The following is a 26,511-nucleotide window of genomic DNA, read 5'->3' on the forward strand; positions in this document are numbered from 1 at the left end:
CGGCTCCGGCCGCTCCGGGCCGGGCATGGCGATCCGCCGCCGTGCCGCCGTCAATGCTGATCGCGTCATGATCCATGGACGGTCGCCAGGTCATGCGATCCGCCACGGGCAACCAGGCGGTCGTGAAAATCGGCGCTCAGCATGGCCAGCGTCACGTCGCCGAGGCGCGAAACGAGCAAGGCCTCGGCATCCTGAAAGGCCTGATTGAGGGCGGCATTGACCGCCTGTTCGACCAGGCAGCCGGGCGCCTCGGTCCGGTTGCCGATGGCGAGAAGCGAGGGGTTGCCGAGCGCGGTGTAGATGTCGCGCAATGTCACATCAGACAATTCGCAGGCCAGCGTCCAGCCGCCGCCATGCCCCCGTTCCGAGTGCACATAACCGTGGTCCCTGAGGCCCGCCATGATCCTGCGGATCACCACCGGATTGGTGGCCATCGCCTTGGCGAGAACCTCGGAGGTGACAGGGGCATCATGCTCCGCCATGTGCAGCAGGACGTGGAGCACGCCGGACAATCGACTATCACGTTTCATGCAACTTGATATGTTGCGTGATGATGAAAAGTCAAGGCCTCCGCTGGACTTGGGGCGGTCCGGCATTGGCTCGGCGCCAGTGGCGTCGGCGCGCGACGGTCATCCCGCGCCGAGCAGCGCCTTCGCCCGATCCGGCGTGAAGGGCCTCACGCCCTCACCATTTCGGTCCGGTATTTCGGCAGGAGCGTTTCGATAAGCTTGGCCTTCTCGGCGCGCTGTTCCGGGGTCGGCTGCGGGGGCGGCGATGTCCGGCTTGCCACGGGAAAACCGGCCGCCAGGAAGAATTCGTCCTGTCCCGCCGGCGTGCACATGCAGAGCATATGGGCCGTCTCGCCCGACACGTTCCTGAAGGCATGCGGGGCATTGGCCGGCACATTGACGGTCGAGCCCGCGCGCACGGTCTGCGACTTGCCGCGAAAGGCAAATTCCAGCTCGCCTTCGAGCAGGGTGAACATTTCCTCGAAGTCGTGGCGGTGCGGCGGCGGCCCGCCGCCGGCGGGCACGAGCATGTCGATCAGGCAATAGCGGCCGGCGGTCTGGGCGCCCGATACCAGGATCGTGTAGGTGCCGCCGGCGACCGAGACGTGGGGCCTGTCGGCGCCGTCGGGATCGGCGACGGTCAACACGCGGCTGGGGTCATCGGCCGGGATGGCGAGGCCCGGCGGCGAGCTTGGATGGGTGCGATCGGTCATGCCGGGTCTCCTGGTGTGATGCAGGTCGCCTCCGGGCAGAAGTGGGCGGCCGCATCCTAGAATGCCATGCGAGACAGGCCTTCAGGTTTCGCACGATGATCGGCCAGCCGGTGCGGCTTGCCTTGGCGCGTTCAGGCGATATCGGCCCATCGACATGGTCTCTGGCAGCCAAGGTCGCGCCCTCCGGCTCGTGGCATGGCGGCGGGCGCGACAACATACTCCACCTCACAATCTGGCAGTGTGACGCCGGGCGCGGTCTCGACCTCCCGGGCCACCTTAACCTGGGCTCGCATTCTTCCGCGCGATCAGCACGCCGATGCCGTCGAGCAGGCGCTCGAGGCCGAAGGCGAATGCCTGTTCCGGGTCGCCCAGGCCATAGAGTTCGCCAACCACCGGCCCGACCCGGTTGGCGGTCGGATAGGCCGAAAAATCGACCGTTTCGAGGAAGGGGGCGATGGTGTGCCACCACTCCTCGTCGCTCATCCCGGTCTCCGCCTTGACCATGCGGGCGCGGGCCACGTCGCGCACCGCGCCATGCACATAATGCGCGATCATGGTGACCGAGAGGTCCATCTCCACCTCGTCGAGCCCCAGCCCGTCGAAGGCGGCGAGGAAATGGTCGTAGGACCGGATGGTATTGGGGCCCACCCCCGGCCGATGCGTGCTGACCTGCAGCACCCAGGGATGGCGCAGCAGGAAGGTGCGGAATTCGCGGGCGACGAAGCCGATATTGGCGCGCCACTGCGCCGGATCGAAGCTTGACCGGCGATCATGGCCTTCGGCGGGGGCCGCCACCGCGTCGAGCATGAGGTCGAGCAACACCGCCTTGTCGGGAATATGCGTGTAGAAGCTCATGGGCGAGATGCCCACCGCCTCGGCGACCCGCCGGGTGGAGACGGCCGTGATCCCCTCGGTATCGGCGATGTGGACGGCCGCGGCGACGAGATCGCGCATCTCCACCTTGGCCTTCGGCCCGCGGCGGCGGGGCGCCGCACGGCCCCACATCAGTTCCAATGCCTTGATGAGGTCGCCGCGGCCGGCGATTTCTTCGGCCATCTCGTCTCCGGAAAATAACTATTTACGCCGTACGATGTTTTGAACTAAACCTCGTACGGCGCACGGAGTTGTAGGATTCGTGCCGCCAGACACCGAGCCGGATGTCGAGGTCGGCTTGCTGCCCGGTCCCCGTGATCCAGGCTTTTCCCTTGTACGCAAAGGACGAAGAAGGAGATAGGCCATGATCCACGCCCGGGCCCTGACCCGCAATTTCAAGACGAAGTCCGGGCTGGTGGAGGCGGTGCGCGGCCTCGGCCTGGACGTGGCGGAAGGCGAGCTGGTGGCCTTTCTCGGACCCAACGGCGCGGGCAAATCCACCGCGGTGCGGATGCTGACGACGCTGCTGCCGCTGACCGCGGGCAGTGCCACTGTCGGCGGACATGACGTGGCGTCGGACCCCGCGGGCGTGCGCCTCAAGATCGGTTATGTCGGCCAGGGCACGGGTTCGGGCCCCTATCATCGGGTGCGCGACGAACTGGTGACGCAGGGGCGGGCCCAGCGCATGACCTCCGCCGCGGCCAGGGCACGCGCAGACGAGCTCATCGGCATGCTCGAGCTGGACGGGCTTGCCGACCGGAACTGCGCGTCGCTCTCGGGCGGGCAGAAGCGCCGGCTCGATGTGGCGCTCGGGCTGATGCACACGCCGCCAATCCTGTTCCTGGACGAGCCGTCGACCGGGCTGGACCCGCATTCGCGGGCCAATCTGTGGGAGCACATCAGCCGCATCCGCAAGCAGTCGGGGATGACGATCTTCCTGACGACCCACTACCTGGAGGAGGCCGACACCATGGCCGAGCGGGTCATGGTGATCGACAAGGGCGTGATGATCGCCGACGACACGCCGGCCCGCCTCAAAGCCGACCTCGCCGGCGACACCCTGCATGTCAGCCTGCTGCGCGAGGATCAGACCGCCGCCGCCACGGCGATCGCCCGGACCCTGCCGGCAATGCGCGACGCCCAGGTCAACGGCCGCGCCGTGGCCGTGACGCTGCGGGACGGGGAGGCGGCGCTGCCGGAATTCCTCCGTCGCCTCCACCAGTCCGGCATCGAAACGGCCAGCGCCCGGGTGGACCGGCCGACGCTGGACGACGTGTTCCTCGGCCTCACCGGCCGCTCCCTGAGGGAGGCCGCCGTCGGTGCCGGGATGGCCGTCTCCCGATCCTCGTGAGCGAGAAGTCCCATGTCCTTCATCACCGATACGTCCATCTCGTTCCGCCGCGAGATCGGCCCGACCTTGCGGAGCTGGTACTACATCGTCTTCGGCCTGGCGCAGCCGCTGCTTTATCTCGGGCTGTTCGTGCCGCTGCTGGGCGACGTGCCCGGCCCGGACGGCGCCAGCCCCCTGCAATGGTTCGTGCCCGGCATGGTGGTCATGCTGGTGCTGTTCAGCACCGTGTCCTGCGGCTGGGCGCTGACCGAAGAACTGATGCGCGGCAGTTTCGAGCGGTTCCTGGCCACCCCGATGAGTCGGCCCGGCATCATGGTCGGGCGGTCGCTGAAGGAGCTCACCCCGCTCGTGGTGCAGGCGGTGGTCCTGATCGGGGTTGCGGCGCCGTTCGGCCTCGTGCTCCATGTGCCGCCCATGATCATGGGTCTCGTCCTTCTGATGGTGTTTGGCGTCGGGGTGGCATCGCTGTCCTATGCCCTGGCCATGGCCAGCAAGGATAATGGCAGCCTGTTCTATCTGGTCAGCCACTCGGTCGCCCTGCCGATGATGCTGCTCGGCGGCGTGCTCTTGCCGATGAGCACCGCACCGCAATGGCTCTATCTCGCCAGCCGCTTCAACCCGCTGACCTATCTGGTCGAGGCCGAGCGGGCGCTGTTCATGGGCGAGGTGATGACGCCGGCGGTGCTCCACGGCGCGCTGGTCGCCGCCGGTGTGGCCGTGGTCGGGCTGGCGGTCGGGGTCAGCCAGATCAGGAAGGCCTCGCTGTAGCTTCGGCCGCCAAGGACAGCCCCCGGCAGTCGGCCGCCGAAGGCGTCAGGCCCCGGTCAACGCGGATGGCGGTGCTCGAGGCCGCCGCGCTAGACCCGCGATGCCCTGTAGCGTTCGGCCTTGGCCCGGTTGCCGCAGGTCGACATGCGGCACCAACTCCGGCCGCGACCCCGGCCATGGTCGAGAAACAGCCAGGGACAGCGCGTGCATTCGCGCAGGCGCGGCAGTTCCGGCCCGCCCAGCAGGTGCAGCAGCCGCAACGCCAGGCGGTGACGTATGAGGTCGGGGTCGCAAGGCGCCGGCATCAGCCGCCAGACCGCCGTGCCGCCGTCGCTCGACAGGCGCGACACCGCCAGGGTCTCCCGAATGGCGGCTTCCACGGCCTTGAGCGAGCCGTCATCCGGGTCCACTCCCGCCGCCCGGGCGCTCAAGACCGCATAGACGGTCTCGCGCAAGGCCCTCAAGCCGGCCAGCGCCGCGGTCCCGTCCCCGGCGGCACGCAAGCCCCCAGCCTCGGCCGGGTCGATGAGACCGACGAAGCCGGCCCAGCCGACGGCGTCCGGCCAGGACGCCAGCCGTTCCATCTCCCGGCTCTTGCCGGTGTCGCCGACCGTGTTCACGAAATCGAGGATCACGTCGCCGCCGACGAGATCGTCTGTCCGCCAATGCGTCACGCCGTTCTCCGATTGCCAGCAACCCGATGCGGGTATAACCATTATATTGATATTAACGGTTATACAGGGGCCGAGCAATGCTGACACTCGACCGCCGTTTCAGGTTCCGCGGCCAAAGCGTCGCCTGGGGCAGCATGGGCGACGGGCCGCCGCTCGTCATGATCCATGGCACGCCGTTTTCCGCGCAGGTATGGCGTCGGATCGCGCCGCTGGCGGCGAGCCGGCGGCGCGTCTTCGTCTTCGATCTCCTGGGCTACGGACAATCGGAGCAGGGCGATGGCCAGGACGTTTCGCCGGCCGTCCAGACCGTGCTCTTCGCCGCCTTGTTGCGCGAATGGGGCCTCGAAACCCCTGAGATCCTGGCGCATGATTTCGGCGGCATGACCGCGCTGCGGGCGCATTACCTCCACGCCTGCCGTTATCACCGTCTGACCCTGGTGAACCCCGTGGCGCTGCCGCCGTCCGGTTCACCGTTCTTCCGCCACGTCGCCGCGCATGAGCAGGCCTTCGCCGGCCTGCCGGACTATGCCCATGACGCCTTGCTGCGGGTCTATATTCAAGGGGCTGCCCGCGATCCGCTGACCGACGAGGCGATGGCGATCTACATGGCGCCATGGCAGGGCGAGACCGGCCGGCCGGCCTTCTATCGCCAGGTCGCGCAGATGAACGACCGCTATCTCGAAGACATCGAGCCCTCTTACGGACCGATGGATTGGCCGGTCGAGATCCTCTGGGGTGAACAGGACCGCTGGATTCCCATCGCTCAGGGCGAGCGCTTGGCGTCGAAGCTGACCGGCGGCGCGCTGACCGGGGTCCCCGATGCCGGGCATCTGGTCCAGGAGGACGCGCCGGAAGCCATCGTCGCCGCCTTGTTCAAGGGGCTGTGACTTGCGACCGGCGGGACGATCGAAGCGCCGGATCACGCCAGTGTCGCATTCGCCGGCTCGGATCGGTGGTGCAGGGCCATCAGAGGACGAAGAGGTGATGACGTCCGCAATGCGGCCGGCCCTGGCCGCGCTGCCTGGCCGTGATGGCCCTGGTCAAACGCCGGATTGACGCCCCGCCGCCTGGCTGCCTCCATGGGCAAGACATGCCGCGGACAAGAGGGTCGGTCCGCTTGTCGCGCCGAAGCCGGGCGGCGGAGAGCTCGGCCTGAACGAGCACAAGGAGATCCCATGCGCCGTCTCGAGGGGAAGTCAGTCATCATCACCGGCGCGGGCAGCGGTATCGGCCGCGCGGCGGCGCTGCTGTTTACCGCCGAAGGCGCCAGGCTGATCGCGGTGGATCGGAGCGAAGCGGTCGAGGACACCGTCGCGGAGGTCCGCAAGGCCGGCGGCACCGCGGAAGCGGTGATCGCCGATGCCGGCTCCGAGCCGGAGGTTGCCGCCTTCATCGCCAAGGCGGTCTCGGCCTATGGCGGGCTCGATGCCATCTGGGCCAATGCCGGTATCAGTGGCGGCCTGGTGCCGCTCGCCGAGCAGACGCCGGAACACTGGCAGGAGATCCTCAGGATCAACCTGATCGGGCCGTTCCTGGCAGTCAAACATGCGATCCCGCATATGGTCCGGCAACGCCGCGGCGCCATCGTCTGCACGGCCTCGGTCGCCGGCCTGAAATCCGGCGCCAGCGGCCATCCCTATGCGGCGAGCAAAGCCGGCGTCATCAGCCTGGTGCAGACAACAGCCTATTCGCTCTCCGGCACCGGCGTGCGCATCAATGCGATCTGCCCCGGCCTGATCGAGACCGGCATGACCAAGCCGATCTTCGACGGCGCGAAGGAACGCGGCAGCGAAGACAAGATCGGCCAGCTCAATCCGCTGAAACGGGCCGGCCAGCCCCATGAGCTCGCCGCCATGGGCCTGTTCCTGGTGAGCGACGAGGCTTCTTACGTGAACGGCCAGGCCATTCCCGTCGATGGCGGCCTCACCGCCTCGATGCCTTATGCCGGCAAGCCGATCTGAACTCGAACCCCGGAGACGTCATTTGGGCGAGCCGGCGCCGAGGTCGGAGCTTCGTCTGTCTCGGCCTCGCGCACGTCCTGCCACACGCTGCGGTGCGTCCTCCGCAACCCGTCCGGATCGTGAAGAAGAAGATCTTTGATCGTGGCGCTGGCGGACTGCCAACCTGGCGCCAAGCTAAGATAATCTTGAGAAAAATCCAAGACTAGGGCACAATTCGTCAACTGAAGTGCGCAGCGATCTCAAGTCCGGCCGTGTCACGCCGAGTGACAGTTGGCGTCGGAGGGGCGTCGATGGCTCAGGGGTTCTTTCTTCTGTTCGCTGCGGCGTCGGTGATCGCGGCTCTGACGGTGGTCCTGGCGCGTAATCCGGTGCACAGCGCATTGGCGCTGATGGCGTGTTTCCTGCAGATCTCGGCAATCTTCGTTCTGCTCGAGGCGCCGTTGCTCGCGGTCATCCAGATCTTCGTCTATGTCGGCGCGATCATGGTCCTGTTCGTATTTGTGATCATGATGATCGACGTGCGCGAAGCGGTGTTGCAACGGTTCTTGCCGGGCGGCAACCTGCCGGCCCTGGTGCTGCTCGTCCTGCTTGGCGTCGAGATGCTCGTGCTGGTGCTCTGGAGCGACCGCTTTTCGGTCACGGAGCCCGTCGCCATGCGCTCCGGCGATCAGATCAGGCAGCTCAGCACGACGTTGTTCACCGACTATCTCCTGCCATTTGAAGCCGCCTCCGTCATCCTGCTGGTGGCCGTGGTCGGCGCCATCGTGCTGGCGCAGAAGGAGCCGAGGTGATGGTGCCGCTCTGGTGGCCTATCGTGCTGGGCGTGGTGCTGTTCGTGATCGGAGCGGCAGGCGTTTTGCTTCGGCGCAACATCCTGGTCGTGCTGATGTCGCTGGAGCTGCTGCTCAACTCGGTCAACATCAACTTCATCGCTTTCGGGCATTACTACGGCGACTTGCGCGGGCAGATCTTCGCGATCTTCGTCATCGCAATCACCGCGGCGGAGGTTGCCGTCGCACTCGGCATCTTGGTCGCCCTCGTGAGGAACAAATCCACTCTCAAGGTCGACGACGTAACCATGATGAAAGGATAGCGGCTTGGAACCGGTGATGTCGATCCGGCCGCTGCTTGCCATCGCGGTAGCAGGTCTGGCGGCACTTGCAGTTCTCCTTCTGAACCACCGCGAGAAACTCCGCGATGTCGTCTCGCCGTTGGCGGCGTTCGCCATGTTCGCGATCATCGCCTCGATGGCGCCCACGGTGCTGGCGGGCGGGACGGTCGATTTGCGCCTGTTCGAGATTCTGCCGGGGATCGACTTCGCGTTCCGGGTCGATGCGCTCGGCATGGTGTTTGCCACCGTCTCGTCGCTCTTATGGATCGTGGCGGCGATCTATTCCATCGGCTACATGCGGCATTTGAACGAGCACGCGCAGACCCGGTTCTTCGCCTGTTTCGCCGCCAGCCTTGCGGCGGCCGTCGGGGGCGCCTTCGCCGCCAATCTGTTCACGCTGGTGATCTTCTACGAAGTGCTCAGCCTGGTGACCTATCCGCTCGTCTATCACCATGAGGACGAACAGGGATGGACGGGCAGCCGCAAGTACCTCGTCTATTTGATGGGCGCGTCGAAAAGCGTGCTGCTCGCCGCGCTGGCGCTGACCTACCACATGGCCGGGTCGCTCGACTTCGTGGCAGGGGGGCTGCTGGCACGGGTCGATGCCCCGGCGGCGCTGCTGACGGTCGTCTATTTCTGCTATCTCTTCGGCTTCGCCAAGGCCGCGGTCATGCCGATGCACGCCTGGCTGCCCGCCGCGATGGTGGCGCCGACACCGGTCAGCGCGCTCTTGCACGCGGTGGCCGTGGTCAAGATGGGCGTATTCTGCGTGCTGCGGGTGGTGTTCCACGTCTTCGGCATCGGGCTGATGGACAGCCTGGGATTGGGCATTGCCACAGCCTATCTGGTCTCGTTCACGATCCTGATGGCCTCGGTCTACGCCCTGACGCGGGACGACCTGAAGGCGAGGCTCGCCTATTCGACGGTCAGCCAGCTCTCCTACATCGTCCTGGGTGCGGTCCTGTCGTCGCCGGTCGCGATGGTCGGCGGGATCATCCACATCGCAGCGCATGCCTTCTCCAAGATCACGCTGTTTTTCTGCGCCGGGTCGATCTATTGCGCATCCGGCAAGCGAAACATCAGCGACATGGCCGGCATCGGCCGCAGGCTGCCCTGGACGATGGGGGCGTTCTTCGTCGCCTCGCTCAGCATGATCGGGACGCCGCCGACCGCGGGCTTCGTCAGCAAGTGGTATCTGGCGCTGGGCTCGCTGCAGGCGGGCGAGATCGCGTTCCTGATCGTGCTCCTGGTGAGTTCGGTCCTCAACGCCGCCTATTTCCTGCCGGTCAGCTATGTCGCCTTTTTCGGGACGGAGGCGGCGGACAGCCCTCAGACGGTTCGTGAAATTCCGATGGTGACGATCCCGCTGGTCGCGACCGCCATCCTGTCGGTGCTGATGGGCATCTTCCCCGGCTATTTCCTCGCCCTGGCGGAAGGCGTGGTCAGATGATCAAGCGCGTCGTCTTTTTTTTTGGTGACGCGACCCATGCGATGCAACGCCGCCGGCTGTTCTATCTGGCGCTCGGCCTGATCGTCATCGCCGACTTTCTGGTCGCCCGTGAACACGCCGAATACCTGTGGGACCGCCTGCCGGGCTGGTCGGCCGTCTACGGCTTCGGCTCCTGCGTGCTGCTGATCTTCGTTTCGAAGTTCCTCGGTCATCGGGCCGGGCTGATGCGGCGCGAGGACTATTATGACTGACTTCGTCCATCCCGCCCTGCTGTTCATTCTGGGTGCGCTGCCGATCCCCTTCCTGAACGGATCGATCCGAAAGGCCTATCTGCTGCTGATTCCGGCGCTGGCGATCCTGGCCGTGCTCACGATGCAGTCGGGCAGCTACGGCGCGACGCGGTTCATCGGTCAGGACATCCTGATTGCCAAGGTCGACAAGCTGAGCGTCGTCTTCGCGGCCGTTTTCACCATCATGGCGCTGATCGGCATGATCTACGCGCTGCACCTGAGGCGCGCCGGCCAGCATGTGGCGGCCTTCGTCTACGTCGGCAGCGCCCTCGGTGTGGTCTTCGCCGGCGACTACCTGACCCTGTTCCTGTTCTGGGAAAGCATGGCGTTTGCCTCCGCCTATCTGGTCTTCGCCCAGCGCAGCGGTCCGGCGATCCGCGCCGGTTTCCGCTATCTGATGGTCCATGTCAGCGGCGGCGTCGTCCTGCTCGGCGGTGTCATGCTCCATGGGCTCACCACCGGTTCGCTGCTCTTCGGCCCGATCGAGGGGGGCATGGGCGTCGCCGCCTACCTGATCCTGGCCGGGTTCATGCTCAACGCCGCGGTGCCGCCGCTCAACGCCTGGCTGACCGACGCCTATCCGGAGGCAACCGTCACCGGGGCGGTGTTCATGAGCGCCTTCACCACCAAGACTGCCGTCTATGTGCTGGCGCGGGCGTTTCCGGGCACCGAACTTCTGGTCTGGCTCGGCACCGCGATGGCGCTTTACGGCGTCATCTATGCGGTGCTGGAGAACGACTGCCGGCGGCTGCTCGCCTATCACATCATCAGCCAGGTGGGCTACATGGTGGCGGGCATCGGCATCGGAACCGAGCTGGCGGTGAACGGGGCCACCGGCCATGCCTTCGCCCATATCCTCTACAAGGCGCTCCTCTTCATGGGGGCTGGCGCAGTGATCTACGTCACCGGGCGTCGCAAGCTCACCGAGCTCGGCGGGCTCTACCGGACCATGCCGCTGACGGTCGCGCTCTACATGATCGGCGCCTTCGCGATCTCGGCATTTCCGTTCTACTCGGGCTTCGTCACCAAGTCGATGGTGGTCGCCGCCGCCGGCCAGGATCACCGCGCGTGGGTGGTGCTGGCGCTGACCATGGCGTCGTCGGGGACGTTCCTGCACACCGGGCTCAAGCTCCCGTATTACATGTTCTTCGGCAAGGACCAGGGGCTGGCGGCGCCGGAGCCGCCCCGCAACATGCTGGTTGCGATGGCCATCGCGGCGATCCTCTGCATCGCGATCGGGGTGTTCCCCCAGCCGCTTTACGCGCTGCTGCCCCATCCGGTCGACTTCGAGCCCTATACCGGCGTCCATGTCACCGAGAGCCTCGGCCTGCTGATGTTCACCGCCTTGGGATTCGTGCTGTTCCTCAGGGCGCTCGATCCCGAGAACACGATCAGCATCGACACCGACTGGTTCTACCGCAAGGGCGCGCGGCATTTCATGTGGTTCGCCGAAAAGCCGCTGGCGCGCTACGAGAAGGCGGTGAGCGACGTGTCCGAGACCGTGGCGCTGCCCTTGCTGCACCGGATGGCACGGGCCGGTTTGCGGATCGATCTCAACGGTGTGGACGCCGTCGTCAACGGCGTCGCCCGGGCGATCCTTAACGGCGGCGGGGTGTTGCGGCGGCTCCAGACCGGCGTCGTGACCCATTACGCGCTGGCGATGATCGCCGGTGTGATCGCGGCCACCGCCGTGTTCGCCGTGGTGTGGCGGTAGGGTCCGGACTCAATAAGGATGGGGTTCACGATGAGGCCAAAATGGTTGAGGGCAAGGAGAAGTGCGCAGCCCGATGTTTTCCATCGGGCAAGCGCTTCGACACAGCCATCGGCCATTTTCGCCTCACCGCGAAGCGGCGCGGTCCTTTTGGTCGGCTGGTGCGTCGTCTTGCCTAGCAAGCCGGGAGGCTTGCGTCGGCAAGCCTCCTGCCATCCGGCCAAAATTCCTCGCGTCGTGAGCCCCATCCTCATTGAGTCCGGACCCTAGGAGGCGCGATGGGCTTTCCGCTGCTGAGCCTCATCGTGTTCCTGCCCGCCGTCGGGGCCGGGGTTCTGATGTTTCTCCGCAACGACGATGCGGTGCGGTGGACGGCGCTGGGTGTCACCGTCCTCGACTTCGCGCTGTGCATCGCGATGCTGGCCGGTTTCGACACCACGACCCACGCGATGCAGTTCACCGAGACCCGCCCCTGGGTGCCGGCGCTCGGCATCACTTACGCGCTCGGCATCGACGGGATCAGCGCGCTCTTCGTGTTCCTGACGGCGCTGTTCGGCTGGATCTGCGTGCTCGCCTCGTGGGTCGCGATCGACCGCAAGGTGAAGGAGTTCATGGTCAGTCTGCTGGTGATGCAGGCGCTGATGCTGGGGGTGTTCTGCGCGCTCGACCTGTTCCTGTTCTACGTCTTCTGGGAGGCGATGCTGATCCCGATGTACATGATCATCGGGGTCTGGGGCGGCGACGGCCGGGTCTATGCGGCGCTCAAGTTCTTCCTCTACACGCTGGCGGGCAGCCTGCTGTTCCTGGTCGGCGTCATCGTGCTCTATTTCCACGGCGGCAGGACGTTCGACATCCTCGCCCTGACGGCGCATGACTTGCCGTTTCAGGTCCAGTCCTGGCTGTTCTTCGCCTTCCTGATCGCCTTTGCGGTCAAGGTGCCGATGGTCCCGGTCCATACCTGGCTGCCGGACGCCCATGTGCAGGCGCCCACCGCCGGCAGCATCATTCTCGCCGCCGTGCTCCTGAAGATGGGCGCCTACGGCTTCCTGCGGTTCTCGCTGCCGATGCTGCCGGCGGCGTCGGTGTATTATGCGCCGTTGATGCTGGTCCTTTCGGCGCTTGCTATCATCTATGGCGGCTTGCTGGCCCTGGCGCAGGACGACCTGAAGAAGCTGGTCGCCTATTCCAGCATCAGCCACATGGGCTTCGTGACGCTCGGGATTTTCGCGCTGAACCTCCGCGGGCTGGAGGGCGCCATCCTGCAAATGTTCAACCATGGCGTCACGACGGGCGCGCTGTTCCTGTTCGTGGGCCTGATCTACGAGCGGACCCATACCCGCAGCATCGCGGACTATGGCGGGCTGATGCAGGCGGCGCCGGTCTATACGGCGTTTCTTGCGCTGTTCACCCTGTCGTCGATGGCGCTGCCGGGAACGAATTCGTTCGTCGGCGAGTTGCTGGTGCTGTCGGGCGCGTTTGCGGCCAACCCGGCCGTTGGCGCGGCCGCCGTTGTGGGGGCATTGCTGGGCGCGGCCTATCTGCTTGGCATGTACGGGAAAGTCGCGCTCGGTCCGGCCCGCCTTGGCGCAGGGTTCAAGATCCGCGACGTGAACGCCCGCGAACTGGCGGCGATCCTGCCGCTCGCCGTCCTGGTGCTCTGGGTCGGGCTCTATCCGAAACCCTTTCTCGGCATCATCGACGCCTCGGTGAAGCATGTGCTGACGCAGGTGCACAGCAAGGGGGGCGGCCAATGACCGCCACCGCGCTTGTCCAGTCGGCCCTCGCGAGCCTGCCCGAGATCGTGGTGATCGCCGGGGCCTGCATCCTGCTGATCCTGGGACAGGTTGCACGCAAGGGGCAGGGGCATTTCGTGGTCTGGGCTTCCATCGCGGTCGTGCTGATCGCGGCCTTGGCGACAGCAATGCTGGCCGGCGAGGTCCGGCCGGCCTATGCGGGCATGTTCATCGCCGACCGCTTCGCGGTCTTCTTCAAGGCCGTGTTCTACCTGGCCACCGTCCTGACATTCCTGCTTTCGCCGAGATATGCCGAGATCGAAGAGATCGGGATCAGCGAATACTATGTCCTGCTGCTCTTCGCGCTGTCCGGAATGATGATCATGGCCTCCGCGACCGACCTCCTGTCGATCTATGTCGGCCTCGAACTGACGGTGCTCTGCACCTATGTGCTGACCGGCTTCCTGCGGCAGCAGCGGCGGTCGAACGAAGCGGCGCTGAAATACGTCATCCTCGGCTCGGTCTCGACCGGGATTTTCCTCTACGGCGTCTCGCTGGTCTACGGGCTCACCGGCACGACGCAGCTGGACGGCATGGCTGCGGCGGTGACCGGCAATCCGCTCGATCCCGGGTTGCTGCTGGCGGTGGTCTTCATCGTCGCCGGGCTGGTCTTCAAGGTCGGCGCGGTACCGTTCCATATGTGGGTGCCGGACGCTTATGAAGGCGCCCCGACGACGATCACCGCCTTCATGTCGGTGGCCCCCAAGGCGGCGGGCTTCGCGGTGATCCTGCGGGTCTTCCTCAATCCGCTGGTCGCAGCCTCGGACGCCTGGATCATCGTCGCGGTCATCGCGGTGGTGACGATGGCGCTCGGCAGTTTCGTCGCCCTGGTGCAGGACAATTTCAAGCGCCTCCTGGCCTATTCCAGCATCGCCCATGCCGGGTTCGCCCTGTTCGGCGTAGTGGCCGGCGGTGCGGACGGGATCGCCAGCGTGATGCTCTACCTGCTGATCTACACGTTCATGAATCTCGGCATCTTCGGCATCGTCATCATGATGCGGAACGGCGATTTTTCGGGCGAGGTCATCAACGACTATGCCGGTTTCGCCAGGTCGCATCGCGGCTTGGCGCTTCTGACGCTGCTCTATCTGTTCTCGCTGGCTGGCCTTCCGCCGACGGCCGGGTTCTTCGCCAAGTTCTACGTGCTGGTTGCGCTCGTCGAGCGGGGCTTCGTCGTGCTGGCGGTGATCGCAGTGCTGCTGAGCGCCGTCGCCGCCTACTTCTACATCCGCATCGTCATGGTGATCTACATGCGCGAACCGGAGCGCGCCTTCGACCCGGCGCTGACACCCTCGGTCCGCGCCACGCTCGCCGTCACCGCCGCCGGCACCATCGGCATCGGTCTATTTCCCGCGTGGTTTCTGAGGCTTGCTCAAGGTTCCGTGTTTGGCGGCTGATCGATTGAATTTGCAAAGATCCGGCCGACCGAATATTCTGGCAGTGCAAGATAAGGAATGCCCAAGTCGTTCCCGGGGGCCTGCATCACCGGTCCCGTAGAGGGGCGGTTACGGCCTGAGCAAAGCCCGCGGTGGTGATCGGGGCAATGCGACATGACTGGAATGGAATTCCTGCCGGTTCTTTTCATGGTTGCCGGAATTGTTCTGGTGGCGGCCGCGACGCTCTTTGTCTCCTCGCTGCTGCGCCCGTCCAATCCCTATCCCGCGAAGAACATCCCCTATGAATGCGGCATGGACCCGGCGGGCGAGGCCGCCGGGGGACGCTTCAGGGTGCAGTTCTTCATTCTCGCGATCCTGCTGGTGGTCTTCGACGTCGAGACGATGTTCCTGTTTCCCTGGGCCGTCGTCCTGAAGGAGATCGGGCTGGTCGGCTATGTCGAGATGTTCGTCTTCATGCTGCTGCTGCTCGTGGGCTTCGCCTATGCCTGGCTGAAGGGGGCGCTGGAATGGGAAGCGTAGACAACATCATCCGAGACAGCGTGCTGTTCACCACGGCCGACAGCGTGATCAACTGGGGCCGAAGGTCGGCGTTGTGGCCCGAGACCTTCGGCATTGCCTGCTGCGCCATCGAGATGATCGCGGCGGGGTGCGCGCGCTACGATCTCGACCGGTTCGGCGTGGTGTTTCGGCCGTCACCGCGCCAGTCCGACGTGATGATCATCGCCGGCACCGTGACGCGGAAATTCGCGCCCGTCGTGCGTCGGCTCTATGACCAGATGCCGGAGCCGCGCTGGGTCATCGCAATGGGCACCTGCGCGATCTCGGGCGGGGTCTACAACACCTATGCCGTGGTGCAGGGGGCGGAGACCTTCGTGCCGGTGGACGTGCATGTGCCCGGCTGCCCGCCGCGGCCCGAGGCGCTGATGCATGGCTTCCTGCTGCTCCAGGAGAAGATCAAGAAATCCCGCGCGCTGGCGGGCACGCGTCTGGACCGGATGGCGGCGCCATGAGCGTGGAGATGAGCGTGGAGATGAGCGTGGAGACGCCCTTCAACCGCAAGCTGATCGCCGAGCGCTTCGCCGGCGCCATCGAGGATCTCGGCTTCGCGCATGGCGTCCATGCCTTCGCCGCGCCGCCTGAAATGATCGTCGCGCTCTGCCGGTTTCTGAAGGAGCACCCGGCGCTGCGGTTCAATTTCCTGTCCGACATCTGCGGCGTCGATCATTACCCCGAGGCGCCGCGCTACGAGGCGGTGTACCACCTCTATTCGCTGCCGAACAAATGGCGCGTCCGGATCAAGTGCCGCCTCGGCGACCCGCCGCGGGTCCCGTCGGTGACCGGGGTATGGCGCACCGCCAACTGGCATGAGCGCGAGGCCTGGGACATGTACGGGATCAGCTTCGAGGGCCACCCCGACCTGCGCCGGATCTATATGTGGGAAGGGTTCGAGGGCTTCCCGCAGCGCAAGGATTTTCCGCTCCGGGGCTACAAGGACGAGCTGAACCCGTTTGGCGCCGAAGGCCCGCCGCCGACGCAGCCCGACCTCGCCACCAGGGACATTCCATAAGGGGGAGGCCTTCCACGCCGGGGATTTGAGATGACCGAGGTTACCGAGCTGAGCAGGCAGGAAGGCGACGCGCCCGACACCCGGGAGGTGCTTCTCAACCTCGGCCCGCAGCATCCCAGCACCCATGGGGTGCTGCGGCTCGTCCTTGAGCTGGACGGCGAATATGTCGCGCGCGTCGACCCGCATGTCGGCTACCTCCACCGCGGCACCGAAAAACTGGCCGAGAGCTTCACCTACACCCAGATTTTTCCGCTGACCGACCGGCTCGACTACCTCTGCCCGCCGTCGAACAACCTGGCCTTCGCGCTGGCGGTGGAGAAGCTCCTGGGCATCGAAGCGCCGATCCGGGCGCAATATATCCGCGTGCTGATGGCCGAACTGGCGCGGATCTCCGGTCATCTGATGATCACCGGCGCGCTGCCGATGGACCTGGGCGCCATGACCGCGTTGCTTTACGCCATGCGCGAGCGCGAAATGATCATGGACCTGCTGGAGATGATCAGCGGGGCACGCATGCACACCTCCTTCTGCCGGGTCGGCGGTGTGCGCGAGGACCTGCCGGACGGGTTCTTCCCCAAGATCAGGGAGTTCTGTGAGATCTTCCCGAACCGCATCCGCGACTATGAGCGGCTGGTCGACAACAACCGGGTGTTCCTGAAGCGCACCCAGGGGATCGGCGTGATCTCCGCCGAGGACGGCATCGATCTTGGCCTGAGTGGCCCGAACCTGCGGGCCTCGGGCGTCGATTGGGACATCCGCCGCGACGAGCCCTACGAGATCTACGACCGGCTGGCTTTCAACGTCATTACCCGCGATGAGGGCGATTGCTACGCGCGCTGGCGATGCCGGGTCGAGGAGATGCGCGAGAGCGTCCGGATCATCGAACAGTGCCTCGACCAGATGCCCGAGGGGCCATTCCAGATCGACATGCCGACAATCGCTTTCCCGGTCGACAAGGACCGGGTGCACTGCTCGATGGAGGCCCTGATCCAGCATTTCGACCTGTCGGCCTATGGCTTCAAGGTGCCGAAGGGCGAGGTCTACTCGGCGATCGAGGCGCCAAAGGGCGAGCTCGGGTTCTACATCATCAGCGACGGGTCGCCAAAACCGTTCCGCATGAAGGTGCGAGCACCGTCGTTCGTCAATCTTCAGGCCCTGTTCGGGGTCAGCAATGCCCGCTACCTGGCGGACATGATCGCCGTGCTCGGCAGCCTCGACCCCGTGATGGCCGAGGTGGACAAGTAGCCGAGGGATTTGGACGCGATGACCATGCGCGAAAAAATCGAGGCGGCGGCGGCGCGCTATCCCGACCAGCGCTCGGCGATCATGCCCGCGCTTGTGATCGCGCAGAAGCAACATGGCCATCTTCCCGGCCCGGTGTTGGAAGAGGTCGCCGACATCCTCGGTGTCGAGCGGATCTGGGTCTACGAGCTGGCGACCTTCTACACCCTGTTCCATACCGAGCCGGTGGGTCGGTTCCACCTGGAACTCTGCGACAACGTCTCCTGCATGCTGCGCCGGTCCGAGGACCTGCTCAGGCATCTCGAGGCGGTGCTGGGGATCAAGAAGGGCGGCACGACCCCGGACGGGCTGTTCACGCTTTCGACCGTCGAATGCCTCGGCGCTTGCGAGATGGCCCCGGTGATGCAGGTTGGCGACGACTATCACGGCGACCTCGACATCGCGCGGGTCGACGCCCTCTTGGACAGGCTGCGCGCGACGGCGAGGCAGGCGACTGGCGCCGATCTCGCTGCCGCAGCGCCGCCAGGAGAGTGACGCCATGTTCGAACCGGTCCTGCTCAGGAACGTCGACGTCCCGGATGGCCATCTGCTCACGACCTATGAAGCCGGCGGCGGCTACCAGGCGCTGGGGAAGGCGTTGCGCGAGCACACGCCCGACGAGGTCATCGATCTCGTCAAGCAATCCAACCTGCGCGGCCGCGGCGGGGCCGGATTCCCGACCGGGATGAAATGGAGCTTCGTGCCGAAGCGGGCCGGCAAGCCGAAATACCTGTGCTGCAACGCCGATGAGAGCGAGCCGGGCACCTTCAAGGACCGGTTCATCATGGAGCGTGACCCGCACCAACTGATCGAGGGCATGGCGATCAGCGCCTACGCGATCGGGGCGGAAACCGCCTATCTCTACATCCGCGGGGAATACGGGCTGGCGATCCGGCGGCTGGAGCAGGCGATCGCCGAGGCTCAGGCGAGGGGTTATCTGGGAACGCGGATCCTGGGCTCGGATTTCAGTTTCGTCGTGCACATCCATTGCGGCGCCGGCGCCTATATCTGCGGCGAAGAGACGGCGATGCTCGACTCGCTCCAGGGCAAGCGGGCGCAGCCGCGCCTGAAACCGCCGTTTCCGGCGGTCGAAGGGCTCTACGCCAGCCCGACCGTGATCAACAACGTCGAGACGCTGGCCTGCGTGCCGCATATCGTGGCGCGGGGGCCAGACTGGTTCCGCGGCATCGGCCCGTACAAGAGCCCCGGCCCGAAGCTCTATTGCCTCAGCGGACAGGTGCGGAAACCCGGCCTTTACGAGCTGCCGATGGGCATTCCGCTGCGCGAACTGGTCGAGGACTGCGCCGGCGGGCCACCGCCGGGGCGCAAGATCAAGGCGGTGATCCCCGGCGGGGTCTCGGCGCCACTGATCCCGGAGCGCGGGCTGGACGTTGGCATGGACTTCGACTCGCTGGCCGCCGCCGGCTCGATGCTCGGCTCGGCCGGGGTGATCGTGATCGACGACTCGACCTGCATGGTCAAGGTCGCCACCCGGATCATCGAGTTCTTCCACCACGAGTCCTGCGGCAAATGCACGCCGTGCCGCGAAGGGCTGAACTGGGCCGTGAAAGTGCTGCGCCGGGTCGAGGCGGGGCAGGGTGAGCCGGGTGATCTGGAACAGCTGGAGGCACTCTGCAAGGGCATTTTCGGCAACTCGTTCTGCGCGCTGGGCGACGGCGCGGCTGTCGGGCTGCGGGCGGCGCTGGCGCATTTCGAGGATGAATTCGTCGCCCATATCAAGGAGCGGAGGTGCCCGTTTCACTGAGCAGCGCGTAAGCGAGCGGGCCGCGAGGACGCCATGGTCAAGGTCACCATCAATGAACAAACGCTGGAAGTGGAGGCGGGCTCGACGGTGCTGCAGGCTGCCGAGCGTCTGGGCATCGATATCCCGACCTTCTGCTATCTGAAGCGGCTGCCGGCGCTGGCCTCCTGCCGCATGTGCCTGGTGGAGATCGAGGGGCAGCGGCGGTTGCAGCCCTCCTGCGCCACCGCGGTCACCGACGGCATGGTGGTGCGGGCGAACACGCCGCTGATCGACGAAACGCGGTCTTCCATGCTCGACATGCTGCTCGCCAACCATCCCCTCGACTGCCCGATCTGCGACAAGGGTGGCGAATGCGAGCTTCAGGACCTGGTGATGGCCTACGGGCCCCGCGAAAGCCGGTTCCGCGATGCCAAACGTGTGTTCCACTCCGCGGACATCCGTCTCAGCCCGGTCATCATCATGAACGTCAACCGCTGCATCCAGTGCCAGCGCTGCGTCCGGATGTGCGAGGAGGTCGTCGGCGCGGTCGCCTTGGGCACCGTCGAAAAGGGCATGGACACCGCCGTCACCGGCTTCGAGGGCAGTCTCGCGAGTTGCGACCAGTGCGGCAATTGCGTCGAGGTCTGCCCGGTCGGCGCGCTGATGAGTTTCCCCTATCGCTACAAGGCGCGGCCCTGGGATCTCAACGAGACCGATACGGTCTGCCCGCATTGCGGCACCGGCTGCCAGCTGACCGTCGGCACGCGCAAGGGCGAGTTCATGCGGGTCCGCTCGAAGGAGGAGCACGGGGTCAACCGCGAAACGCTTTGCGTGCGAGGCCGCTTCGGCCTCGACTTCGTCGGCAGCCGGGACCGGATCAAGCGGCCAATGATCCGTCGCGATGGCGCCCTGGTCCCGGTTTCCTGGGACGAAGCGGGAGATTATCTGCGCCGGCGGCTGTCGGCCGTCGAGAGCAAGGCTGCGGGCGGGCTGGCCTCGGCGCGCCTGCCCAACGAGATGCTTTATCAGTTCCAGAAGCTGATGCGGACGGTGTTCCGGACCAACAATATCGACTGTGCGTCGCGCTGGTCCACGCCGTCGGATACGCTCGGCCCGTTGCTGGCGGGCTTCTATACCCGCGCGCCGCTGGAGGAGGTGATCGGCAACGACTGCGTGTTTGTCGTCGGTGGCAACGTGACCGACGAAAACCCGGTCACCGAATATCTGCTGCGGGACGCCGCGCGGCGGCGGCAGACCGGGTTGCTCATGCTCTCGGCGCGGCCGTCCCGCCTGGACGCCGATGCCCGGGCGGTCGTTCGCGTCCCGCCGGGCAGTGAGGCGGCGAGCCTTGCCGCGGTGGTGGCCGGGCTGGTGGCGGCGGCGGGTCAGACCTTGCCGGGCGACATTTCCAAGGATATCGGCGCGACATCAGGCGGACCAGCGGCGACCACTGACAGTGACGGGCCGGATCGTCTGGTCGCGGCGCTCGAGCAAGGCCGGAGCGTCACCGTGCTGGTCAGCGTCGACCTCCTGAGATCTCCCCAAGCGTGCGCGACGCTGCGGCAGCTCAGCAACCTGTTGCGGGTTCTCCGCGTGCTCGGCAAGGGTCCGGCGATGCAGTTCCTGTTCGACCGCGCCAACCAGATGGGCGCCTGGGACATGGGGGTCCTGCCGGCGGCGCTGCCGGGCTTGCGCGCGGTCGCCGACGATGCGGCGCGCGCAACTCTCGAACGGGCCTGGGGCGCCACGATCCCGTCTGAACCGGGCGCCGATCTTGACGCCATGCTGGAGCTCTGTGACGGCGGGCGGATGGGTGCGCTTTATATCGTCGGGAGCGACCCGCTGATGGCCTATCCCGACCGGAGCTTCGTGAAACGGGCGCTTGGTGCCGCCGAGCTCCTGATCGTGCAGGACACCTTTCTCACGGACACGGTGGGCCTGGCCGATGTCGTCCTGCCCGCGGCGGGCTATGGCGAGGAATCCGGCACGTTCACCAACAACGAGGGCCGGACCCAGAAGGTTCGCAAGTTCCGCGAACCCGCCTTCGAGGCGCGGGGCAATCTGGTGATCTTCGACTTCGTCGCAGCGCTCCGCAACCAGGCGCTGCGGCCGTCGACGCAAGGCGAAATCTTCGACGAGATTGCCCTGTTGGTTGCGGCCTACGAGGGGCTGACGCAGGACGGGCTCGGCACCGACGGCGCATTCACCAAGGCGGCCCCGGCGCCACCGGCCGGCGCGTTCTTCGGGCCGCCGCCGGCCCCTGATGCCGCCGGGCGGCTCATGCTGGTCACTGGCAATTGCCTGTTCCACAACGGATATCTTTCCGAACGCTCGGAGATCCTGAATACCGTCGCAGATGACCCCTATGTCGAGATGAGCGCGCCGGACGCCGCGCAGCTCGGCCTTTCGGAGCGCGATCAGGTGGTCGTGCGATCCGCTCAGGGCGAACTGACGGCGCAGCTCAAGGTCAACACGCGGTTTCCCAGGGGCCTCGTGTTCATCCCCGAAAACTACCGAACCCTGCGTCTCAACAGCCTGATGCGGCGGGGCGAATACCCCTGTCCGGTGGAGGTTCAAAAGGCGCAGGCGGCCTTCGAGACCGCCACTGTCGCCGGCCCCGGAGAGGGGCCGGAGGATCTGGTCCAAGCATAGCCAAATTCCCCGGCAGCCGCCCATAGCCGGTGTCGGGACATCTGGGCTGACCTTGCGTCGGCACGCCGCGCCGGGGCACTCCGCGCCGGTGTCGTCAACGATAGGCGGTTCCGGCGATGTAATCGTGCAGCAACTGCTCGGTGCGCAGGGATTCGTCGAGCCGATGCTTGACCAGGTCGCCGATGCTGACCACGCCGACAAGGGCCTTGCCATCCATGACCAGGACGTGGCGCGTGCGCCGCCTGGTCATGATCGCCATCACCAGGGGGAGCCTGTCCTGTGTCGAACAGGTCGCCACACCGCGGTTCATGATGTCGGCGACCCGCATCTTCGGCGCCTCGGCCCCGTGTTCGGCCACCGCATTGCAACAATCCCGCTCCGACAGCGTGCCCAGGTATTTCCCGGGCGAACGGCTGACGACCACGAAGCCGATATTGTTGTCGCGGAACAGCTGCAGGACTTCCACCATCGTCTGACCTGGCGTGACCGAGATGACCCCGGCAGTCTTGGTCTCCAAGATTTCGCGGACAAACATCTGAGCCTCCTCTCCGCGCGCCCCGGCACGACAGCTGGCGCGCATTCACATGCGTCGGATGTTCCGCCACCAGTCGTATCCCTTGGGCTCGCTGGTCTCGACCACCACATCCTTTTCCGTGTTCAGGCGCGCGGCGACCACGCCGCCGCCGGTCGTCGCCTTGCCCGGTTTGCCGAGCAGATCGTCACGCCCGATCACCAGGTCGGACGAGGAAAAACTCGAGAATTCATACTGTTGGCCAAGCGCGATGGCGTCCGCAGGGCAGGCGTCCTCGCACAGCCCGCAGAACAGGCAGCGGGCCATGTCGATCTCGAATTTGGCCGGGCGCCGGTTGCCCTTCTCGTCCTCATAGGGGACGACCTCGATGCAGTCGCAGGGACAGATCCGCGCGCACAGTTCGCAGGCCACGCACTTGATCTCGCCCTCGTCGTCGCGCTTCAGGAAGTGATGCCCGCGGTAACGCGGATAGGGCAGCCATTTTTCCTTGTCCGGATACTGCATGGTCACGGATCTGGAGACCATGTAGCCGAAGGTCAGGGCCAGGGCGCCCGCCAGATCGGCGAAGAACGCCCAGCCGATCCAGGTTCCAATTGTGTCCTGATGGCGCGACATCGTCGCCTCGCTTCGGAGCCTATGCAGCCCCTAAAATAACCCCAGTAATAAGGATGTTCGCCAGTGACAGTGGCAGCAGGACTTTCCACCCGATCGCCATCAGCTGGTCGTAGCGGTAGCGCGGGAAAGTAAAGCGGAACCACATGAACACATAGATGAAGAACGCGACCTTGAGCAGGAACCAGAGGAGCGGCGGCAACGGGATCAGCACGCCGTTCCAGCCGCCGAAGAACAGGATCACTGCCAGGACCGACACCAGCAGCATGATGGCGTATTCGCTGACCATGAAGAACGCGAAGCGGATACCGCTATATTCGGTATGGAATCCGGCCCCCAGGTCGCCTTCGGCTTCCGGCAGGTCGAAAGGAATGCGCTGCGCCTCGGCGAGGCCTGCGACGAAGAACACGAAGAACCCGACCGGCTGGTAGACGATGTTCCAGACATCGGCCTGCGCCCGCACGATGTCGAGCAGGCTCATGGATTGCGCCAGCATGACCACGCCGATGACCGCGAACCCCATCGGGATCTCGTAGCTGATCATCTGTGCGCAGGTCCTGAGGCTGCCCAGGACCGCGTATTTGCTGTTCGCGGCCCAGCCGCCGAAGATGACCCCATAGACCTCGATCCCGATGACCGCGAAGACGAAAAGCAGCGCCACGTTCATGTTGGAGACGTAAAGCGTGATCTCGGCACCGAGGACCGAGGCGGTTTCGCCGAAGGGGATCGCGACGAACACCACGAAGGGCGGGGCGAGCGCCAGGATGGGTGCCAGTTTGAACAAGAAGCGATCGGCCTCGGCCGGGATCTGGTCCTCTTTGGTCAGGAGCTTGATGCCGTCGGCCAAAGGCTGCAGCAGCCCGTGCCATCCCACGCGCATCGGTCCCATCCGCTGCTGGATGTGCCCGGCGATCTTGCGCTCCAGCCAGGTCAACGGCAGGGGCATCAGCAGCAGGATCGCGATCAGAAGCGCGACCTTGACGACGATCAGGCTAAGGGCGACGACAAGTTCCATGTCCGCGGCTACTTGTTCAACGGGTTGAGACCCGCGACCGCACTCTGGCTCCGGCTATGCACGCACCTCCTGCGCAGCCTCAGGCTGCATGGACCGGCCACGTCGCCAACGGCGACGCACTTTGTGCAATGATATCACAATCTTACCGTCGCTGGCTATGGTCCGTGTCGCGTCGCTCCAAGGCGGGCGCGTGGGAACGACCGTTCGAGGCGGCGCCGCGCTTGCCCGCCAGGAACGATGGGGCGCGCGGCGCCGGCCATGCGGCGGGATCGCTTCGGGTTCAGGCGCCGGCCGGCTGACGGCCGAGTTCGGCCGCAAGCGCTTCCAGCAGTTCGCGCGAGCCGGCCTCACGATCGGCCGGCCGGTCGGCGCCGTCGAGGAAGGCAGCCTGCTCGGTATAGACGAGCCGCGTGCCCGTGCCCTCGGCGGTGATCTCGATCGTCGCCAGCGAGACGGAAATGCGCTTGCCGCCGATCGTCATCGCGTAGCTGAACACGATCCGCTGGTTCGGCAGGATCTCGTGATAGACCGTGTCATTGCTCATTGGCGTATCCGCGCCGAAACGGAAGCGGCTGCGCTCGCGGCCGCCTTCGGCGAAATCGGCGGTGAATTCGTCGACCGTCCAGCCTTCGCCTTCGATGAACCAGCGCCGCCGGATGACCGTGTCGGCGAAAGCCTGGAACACCTGCGCCGGCGCGGCCGGATAGTGGCGGGTGATGACGAAGCTCGCGTGATTGATGGATCGTTCGGTCATGGCAAGTCCTCTGCTTGGGCGATCGGGCCCGTTTGGTCGAAGGGGGAATTGGGTTTGGCGCGCGCGTGCACCCTGAAGGGCGCGCCGCCGCGACGAACAGTTTCGGTGATGGGGCTCAGCCGCCTGATATCATCGACCCGGGGCAGGTGGCTTCCAGCGTGAAACTGCCGACGCCGACCGGCGCGCGCCCGGCCACGGCATCGATCACCGCGGCCGCGCCCGCGCTGGTGAAGCCGCCATAGAGTTCGATCAAGCCGACGCCATCCTCGACCAGTTCGCGCGCTATGGCCGCCGCCACGGCCTCGTCCGGCACCGGAACGAATGTCGTGTGCTGCGGCGGAAACGCCTGGATGAACCGGTCTTGGGTCGGATCCGCGCCCGGCTGGATGACGATGAAGGCTCCGCGCGGCGGGCGGCCGTCGATGGAAGCCTGGTTGAACCGGGCGGCGGGGACCAGCGACTCGATGCCGAAGGTCACCGAGCTGACCCGGACCTGGGGGCCGGCGGCCGCCTTGACGATCGGTCGCCAGCGGGGCGATATGCCGCCGCAGAGTTCGATCAGGTCCATGCCGTCGCGCGCCAGGCCAGCCGCCACGTCGGGCAGGGTGGTGAGATCACCGACCGGCACGATGGTCACGCCTTTGCCCGCGATGCGGTCCAGCTTGGGGTTCGCGCCGGGGGCTTCAAAAACGATCGCTCTGTTCATCTCGTCGTCCAGGGTCATTCCGGCGCCGAGATTGCGTTGGCGCAATGATCCATGCAATTGCTCAAATAACGATCAGATTGATCAGGAGAAGCGATCGTGTTGGATGCGTTGACGCTCGATCAACTGCGCGTCTTCGTGTCGATTGCCGATAGCGGGTCGTTTCGCGCGGCCGCCCGGTCGCTGGGACGGGCCCAATCCGGCCTGAGCAGCGCCATCGCCAATCTGGAAACCGAGCTTCGGGTGGTGTTGTTCGATCGTTCGCAGCACCGCCCCGTGCTGACAGAAGCGGGCGCGACACTGCTGGCCGAGGCCAGGACATTGCTGATCAGGGCCGATGCGTTTCGCGCCCGCGCCAACAGCTTTCATCAAGGCGTCGAGGCCGGGCTCAGGGTTGCGCTGGATCCGCTGCTGTCCTTGCCCAAGGTCGCCCGCGTCGTCAGCCGGTTCCACCTGCAATTTCCGAGCGTGCGGCTGGAACTGGACACCACGCCGATGACCTCGGCGCTGGCCATGGTTCTGGACGGCCGCTGCGACCTCGGCCTGACCGCCGCGGACGAACAGGACGCCCATATCGCCTCCGAGGTGATCGGCGAGATCGACGGCATGATCGCTGTCTGCCGCGCGGATCATCCGCTGGCCGGGCGAGAGGCGGGGGAGACATGGACGACGGTCGACCTTTCCGGCCACCTGCAGATCGTCATATCCGACCCGTCGGCGCGCTCGCAGGGCCGGAATTTCGGGGTGCTGTCGCAAAAGACCTATCGGGTCGGCGATCTCGCCACCAAACACGCGCTCATCCTCGCCGGGGTCGGCTGGGGCAACCTGCCGCTCTGGATCATCGCCGACGATATCAGCGCCGGCCGGCTGGCGCGCGTCGCGCTGGCCGCCCATCGGGCCGGCGAACCCGCGCCCTTGACGCTTTATGCCATCAGCCGCATCGACCGGCCGTTCGGGCCGGCGGCGTCCGGCCTGTGCCGCATGCTCTCGGATGATTTCGGCCGGCGCCGGACGCGGCCCGCTCCGTCGCGCCCGGCTTGAATTTCCGTT

The 26,511-nt window shown here is 65.9% G+C and carries 28 protein-coding genes; 19 read left to right on the plus strand and 9 right to left on the minus strand.

What is annotated here, in order from left to right; translation table 11 throughout:
* Positions 1-65: 65 nt before the first annotated feature.
* From E8M01_RS29285 to E8M01_RS29295, 3 genes are all read right to left on the minus strand, one after another.
* On the minus strand, positions 66-530 hold the full coding sequence (locus E8M01_RS29285) for an RrF2 family transcriptional regulator (protein WP_136963383.1): 465 nt from the start codon (positions 528-530) through the stop codon (positions 66-68).
* 146 nt (positions 531-676) lie between these two features.
* On the minus strand, positions 677-1,222 hold the full coding sequence (locus tag E8M01_RS29290; RefSeq protein ID WP_136963384.1) for a cupin domain-containing protein: 546 nt from the start codon (positions 1,220-1,222) through the stop codon (positions 677-679).
* A gap of 276 nt (positions 1,223-1,498) precedes the next feature.
* Positions 1,499-2,278 (minus strand): TetR/AcrR family transcriptional regulator, encoded by a 780-nt coding sequence (locus tag E8M01_RS29295; RefSeq protein ID WP_136963385.1) that lies wholly within the window; start codon positions 2,276-2,278, stop codon positions 1,499-1,501.
* 181 nt (positions 2,279-2,459) lie between these two features.
* Between E8M01_RS29295 and E8M01_RS29300 the strand changes: the two genes are divergently transcribed.
* Both E8M01_RS29300 and E8M01_RS29305 read left to right on the plus strand, forming a co-directional pair.
* Complete coding sequence (locus E8M01_RS29300) at positions 2,460-3,446, plus strand: ATP-binding cassette domain-containing protein (RefSeq protein ID WP_136963386.1); 987 nt, start codon at positions 2,460-2,462, stop codon at positions 3,444-3,446.
* A gap of 12 nt (positions 3,447-3,458) precedes the next feature.
* A complete protein-coding gene (locus E8M01_RS29305) occupies positions 3,459-4,214 on the plus strand; it encodes an ABC transporter permease (protein ID WP_136963387.1) in 756 nt (251 codons plus the stop codon).
* 89 nt (positions 4,215-4,303) lie between these two features.
* On the opposite strand, the gene E8M01_RS35355 is transcribed toward E8M01_RS29305, so the two are convergent.
* Positions 4,304-4,888 (minus strand): CGNR zinc finger domain-containing protein, encoded by a 585-nt coding sequence (locus tag E8M01_RS35355; protein WP_215908820.1) that lies wholly within the window; start codon positions 4,886-4,888, stop codon positions 4,304-4,306.
* Positions 4,889-4,965: 77 nt separating this feature from the next.
* Between E8M01_RS35355 and E8M01_RS29315 the strand changes: the two genes are divergently transcribed.
* From E8M01_RS29315 to nuoG, 16 genes are all read left to right on the plus strand, one after another.
* Positions 4,966-5,775, plus strand: a complete 810-nt coding sequence (locus E8M01_RS29315; RefSeq protein ID WP_136963388.1) for an alpha/beta fold hydrolase — start codon at positions 4,966-4,968, stop codon at positions 5,773-5,775.
* 288 nt (positions 5,776-6,063) lie between these two features.
* Positions 6,064-6,849 (plus strand): SDR family NAD(P)-dependent oxidoreductase, encoded by a 786-nt coding sequence (locus tag E8M01_RS29320; protein ID WP_136963389.1) that lies wholly within the window; start codon positions 6,064-6,066, stop codon positions 6,847-6,849.
* 290 nt (positions 6,850-7,139) lie between these two features.
* Positions 7,140-7,640, plus strand: a complete 501-nt coding sequence (locus tag E8M01_RS29325; RefSeq protein WP_136963390.1) for an NADH-quinone oxidoreductase subunit J — start codon at positions 7,140-7,142, stop codon at positions 7,638-7,640.
* On the plus strand, positions 7,640-7,942 hold the full coding sequence (gene nuoK / locus E8M01_RS29330) for an NADH-quinone oxidoreductase subunit NuoK (protein ID WP_136963391.1): 303 nt from the start codon (positions 7,640-7,642) through the stop codon (positions 7,940-7,942). The genes E8M01_RS29325 and nuoK overlap by 1 nt, the downstream gene beginning before the upstream one ends.
* Before the next feature lie 4 nt (positions 7,943-7,946).
* On the plus strand, positions 7,947-9,410 hold the full coding sequence (locus E8M01_RS29335; protein ID WP_136963392.1) for a monovalent cation/H+ antiporter subunit D family protein: 1,464 nt from the start codon (positions 7,947-7,949) through the stop codon (positions 9,408-9,410).
* Positions 9,407-9,661, plus strand: coding sequence for a hypothetical protein (locus E8M01_RS29340; RefSeq protein ID WP_136963393.1), 255 nt, complete (start codon positions 9,407-9,409; stop codon positions 9,659-9,661). The genes E8M01_RS29335 and E8M01_RS29340 overlap by 4 nt, the downstream gene beginning before the upstream one ends.
* A complete protein-coding gene (locus tag E8M01_RS29345; protein WP_136963394.1) occupies positions 9,654-11,414 on the plus strand; it encodes a Na(+)/H(+) antiporter subunit D in 1,761 nt (586 codons plus the stop codon). The genes E8M01_RS29340 and E8M01_RS29345 overlap by 8 nt, the downstream gene beginning before the upstream one ends.
* Before the next feature lie 275 nt (positions 11,415-11,689).
* On the plus strand, positions 11,690-13,165 hold the full coding sequence (locus tag E8M01_RS29350) for an NADH-quinone oxidoreductase subunit M (protein ID WP_136963395.1): 1,476 nt from the start codon (positions 11,690-11,692) through the stop codon (positions 13,163-13,165).
* Positions 13,162-14,601 carry an NADH-quinone oxidoreductase subunit N gene (locus tag E8M01_RS29355; protein ID WP_136963396.1) on the plus strand — a complete coding sequence of 480 codons (1,440 nt, stop codon included), beginning with the start codon at positions 13,162-13,164 and terminating at the stop codon, positions 14,599-14,601. Before E8M01_RS29350 ends, E8M01_RS29355 begins: the two co-directional genes overlap by 4 nt.
* 153 nt (positions 14,602-14,754) lie before the next feature.
* A complete protein-coding gene (locus E8M01_RS29360) occupies positions 14,755-15,120 on the plus strand; it encodes an NADH-quinone oxidoreductase subunit A (protein WP_136963397.1) in 366 nt (121 codons plus the stop codon).
* Positions 15,108-15,611 (plus strand): NuoB/complex I 20 kDa subunit family protein, encoded by a 504-nt coding sequence (locus E8M01_RS29365; protein WP_136963398.1) that lies wholly within the window; start codon positions 15,108-15,110, stop codon positions 15,609-15,611. Before E8M01_RS29360 ends, E8M01_RS29365 begins: the two co-directional genes overlap by 13 nt.
* Before the next feature lie 20 nt (positions 15,612-15,631).
* Positions 15,632-16,168 carry an NADH-quinone oxidoreductase subunit C gene (locus E8M01_RS29370; protein WP_136964891.1) on the plus strand — a complete coding sequence of 179 codons (537 nt, stop codon included), beginning with the start codon at positions 15,632-15,634 and terminating at the stop codon, positions 16,166-16,168.
* A 30-nt stretch (positions 16,169-16,198) separates the two neighbouring features.
* Positions 16,199-17,413, plus strand: a complete 1,215-nt coding sequence (nuoD, locus tag E8M01_RS29375; protein ID WP_136963399.1) for an NADH dehydrogenase (quinone) subunit D — start codon at positions 16,199-16,201, stop codon at positions 17,411-17,413.
* A gap of 18 nt (positions 17,414-17,431) precedes the next feature.
* Entirely contained in the window at positions 17,432-17,944 is a 513-nt protein-coding gene (nuoE, locus tag E8M01_RS29380) for an NADH-quinone oxidoreductase subunit NuoE (RefSeq protein WP_136963400.1), read from the plus strand.
* Between the two features lie 4 nt (positions 17,945-17,948).
* A complete protein-coding gene (gene nuoF, locus E8M01_RS29385) occupies positions 17,949-19,214 on the plus strand; it encodes an NADH-quinone oxidoreductase subunit NuoF (protein ID WP_136963401.1) in 1,266 nt (421 codons plus the stop codon).
* A 33-nt stretch (positions 19,215-19,247) separates the two neighbouring features.
* A complete protein-coding gene (nuoG, locus tag E8M01_RS29390) occupies positions 19,248-21,845 on the plus strand; it encodes an NADH-quinone oxidoreductase subunit NuoG (RefSeq protein ID WP_136963402.1) in 2,598 nt (865 codons plus the stop codon).
* A gap of 94 nt (positions 21,846-21,939) precedes the next feature.
* On the opposite strand, the gene E8M01_RS29395 is transcribed toward nuoG, so the two are convergent.
* The 5 genes from E8M01_RS29395 to E8M01_RS29415 form a co-directional block, all read right to left on the minus strand.
* Positions 21,940-22,380 (minus strand): CBS domain-containing protein, encoded by a 441-nt coding sequence (locus E8M01_RS29395; RefSeq protein WP_136963403.1) that lies wholly within the window; start codon positions 22,378-22,380, stop codon positions 21,940-21,942.
* 45 nt (positions 22,381-22,425) lie between these two features.
* Complete coding sequence (locus tag E8M01_RS29400) at positions 22,426-22,992, minus strand: NADH-quinone oxidoreductase subunit I (protein WP_136963404.1); 567 nt, start codon at positions 22,990-22,992, stop codon at positions 22,426-22,428.
* Positions 22,993-23,011: 19 nt separating this feature from the next.
* On the minus strand, positions 23,012-24,004 hold the full coding sequence (gene nuoH, locus E8M01_RS29405) for an NADH-quinone oxidoreductase subunit NuoH (RefSeq protein ID WP_136963405.1): 993 nt from the start codon (positions 24,002-24,004) through the stop codon (positions 23,012-23,014).
* A gap of 280 nt (positions 24,005-24,284) precedes the next feature.
* Positions 24,285-24,758: an SRPBCC family protein gene (locus tag E8M01_RS29410; protein WP_136963406.1), complete on the minus strand. Its 474-nt coding sequence runs from the start codon at positions 24,756-24,758 to the stop codon at positions 24,285-24,287.
* Between the two features lie 115 nt (positions 24,759-24,873).
* Positions 24,874-25,464 carry a DUF6506 family protein gene (locus E8M01_RS29415; protein ID WP_215908821.1) on the minus strand — a complete coding sequence of 197 codons (591 nt, stop codon included), beginning with the start codon at positions 25,462-25,464 and terminating at the stop codon, positions 24,874-24,876.
* A gap of 96 nt (positions 25,465-25,560) precedes the next feature.
* Between E8M01_RS29415 and E8M01_RS29420 the strand changes: the two genes are divergently transcribed.
* Positions 25,561-26,502, plus strand: a complete 942-nt coding sequence (locus E8M01_RS29420) for a LysR family transcriptional regulator (RefSeq protein ID WP_136963408.1) — start codon at positions 25,561-25,563, stop codon at positions 26,500-26,502.
* The last annotated feature ends 9 nt before the right edge of the window (positions 26,503-26,511 follow it).

Source organism: Phreatobacter stygius (assembly GCF_005144885.1).
Taxonomy (GTDB): domain Bacteria; phylum Pseudomonadota; class Alphaproteobacteria; order Rhizobiales; family Phreatobacteraceae; genus Phreatobacter; species Phreatobacter stygius.

Bases quoted from the DNA above. Each gene is read 5' to 3' on its own strand.
- E8M01_RS29285 (WP_136963383.1), bottom strand. From the start codon at position 530: ATGAAACGTGATAGTCGATTGTCCGGCGTGCTCCACGTCCTGCTGCAC.
- E8M01_RS29290 (WP_136963384.1), bottom strand. From the start codon at position 1,222: ATGACCGATCGCACCCATCCAAGCTCGCCGCCGGGCCTCGCCATCCCG.
- E8M01_RS29295 (WP_136963385.1), bottom strand. From the start codon at position 2,278: ATGGCCGAAGAAATCGCCGGCCGCGGCGACCTCATCAAGGCATTGGAA.
- E8M01_RS29300 (WP_136963386.1), top strand. From the start codon at position 2,460: ATGATCCACGCCCGGGCCCTGACCCGCAATTTCAAGACGAAGTCCGGG.
- E8M01_RS29305 (WP_136963387.1), top strand. From the start codon at position 3,459: ATGTCCTTCATCACCGATACGTCCATCTCGTTCCGCCGCGAGATCGGC.
- E8M01_RS29315 (WP_136963388.1), top strand. From the start codon at position 4,966: ATGCTGACACTCGACCGCCGTTTCAGGTTCCGCGGCCAAAGCGTCGCC.
- E8M01_RS29320 (WP_136963389.1), top strand. From the start codon at position 6,064: ATGCGCCGTCTCGAGGGGAAGTCAGTCATCATCACCGGCGCGGGCAGC.
- E8M01_RS29325 (WP_136963390.1), top strand. From the start codon at position 7,140: ATGGCTCAGGGGTTCTTTCTTCTGTTCGCTGCGGCGTCGGTGATCGCG.
- nuoK (WP_136963391.1), top strand. From the start codon at position 7,640: ATGGTGCCGCTCTGGTGGCCTATCGTGCTGGGCGTGGTGCTGTTCGTG.
- E8M01_RS29340 (WP_136963393.1), top strand. From the start codon at position 9,407: ATGATCAAGCGCGTCGTCTTTTTTTTTGGTGACGCGACCCATGCGATG.
- E8M01_RS29345 (WP_136963394.1), top strand. From the start codon at position 9,654: ATGACTGACTTCGTCCATCCCGCCCTGCTGTTCATTCTGGGTGCGCTG.
- E8M01_RS29350 (WP_136963395.1), top strand. From the start codon at position 11,690: ATGGGCTTTCCGCTGCTGAGCCTCATCGTGTTCCTGCCCGCCGTCGGG.
- E8M01_RS29355 (WP_136963396.1), top strand. From the start codon at position 13,162: ATGACCGCCACCGCGCTTGTCCAGTCGGCCCTCGCGAGCCTGCCCGAG.
- E8M01_RS29360 (WP_136963397.1), top strand. From the start codon at position 14,755: ATGACTGGAATGGAATTCCTGCCGGTTCTTTTCATGGTTGCCGGAATT.
- E8M01_RS29365 (WP_136963398.1), top strand. From the start codon at position 15,108: ATGGGAAGCGTAGACAACATCATCCGAGACAGCGTGCTGTTCACCACG.
- E8M01_RS29370 (WP_136964891.1), top strand. From the start codon at position 15,632: ATGAGCGTGGAGACGCCCTTCAACCGCAAGCTGATCGCCGAGCGCTTC.
- nuoD (WP_136963399.1), top strand. From the start codon at position 16,199: ATGACCGAGGTTACCGAGCTGAGCAGGCAGGAAGGCGACGCGCCCGAC.
- nuoE (WP_136963400.1), top strand. From the start codon at position 17,432: ATGACCATGCGCGAAAAAATCGAGGCGGCGGCGGCGCGCTATCCCGAC.
- nuoF (WP_136963401.1), top strand. From the start codon at position 17,949: ATGTTCGAACCGGTCCTGCTCAGGAACGTCGACGTCCCGGATGGCCAT.
- nuoG (WP_136963402.1), top strand. From the start codon at position 19,248: ATGGTCAAGGTCACCATCAATGAACAAACGCTGGAAGTGGAGGCGGGC.
- E8M01_RS29395 (WP_136963403.1), bottom strand. From the start codon at position 22,380: ATGTTTGTCCGCGAAATCTTGGAGACCAAGACTGCCGGGGTCATCTCG.
- E8M01_RS29400 (WP_136963404.1), bottom strand. From the start codon at position 22,992: ATGTCGCGCCATCAGGACACAATTGGAACCTGGATCGGCTGGGCGTTC.
- nuoH (WP_136963405.1), bottom strand. From the start codon at position 24,004: ATGGAACTTGTCGTCGCCCTTAGCCTGATCGTCGTCAAGGTCGCGCTT.
- E8M01_RS29410 (WP_136963406.1), bottom strand. From the start codon at position 24,758: ATGACCGAACGATCCATCAATCACGCGAGCTTCGTCATCACCCGCCAC.
- E8M01_RS29415 (WP_215908821.1), bottom strand. From the start codon at position 25,464: ATGAACAGAGCGATCGTTTTTGAAGCCCCCGGCGCGAACCCCAAGCTG.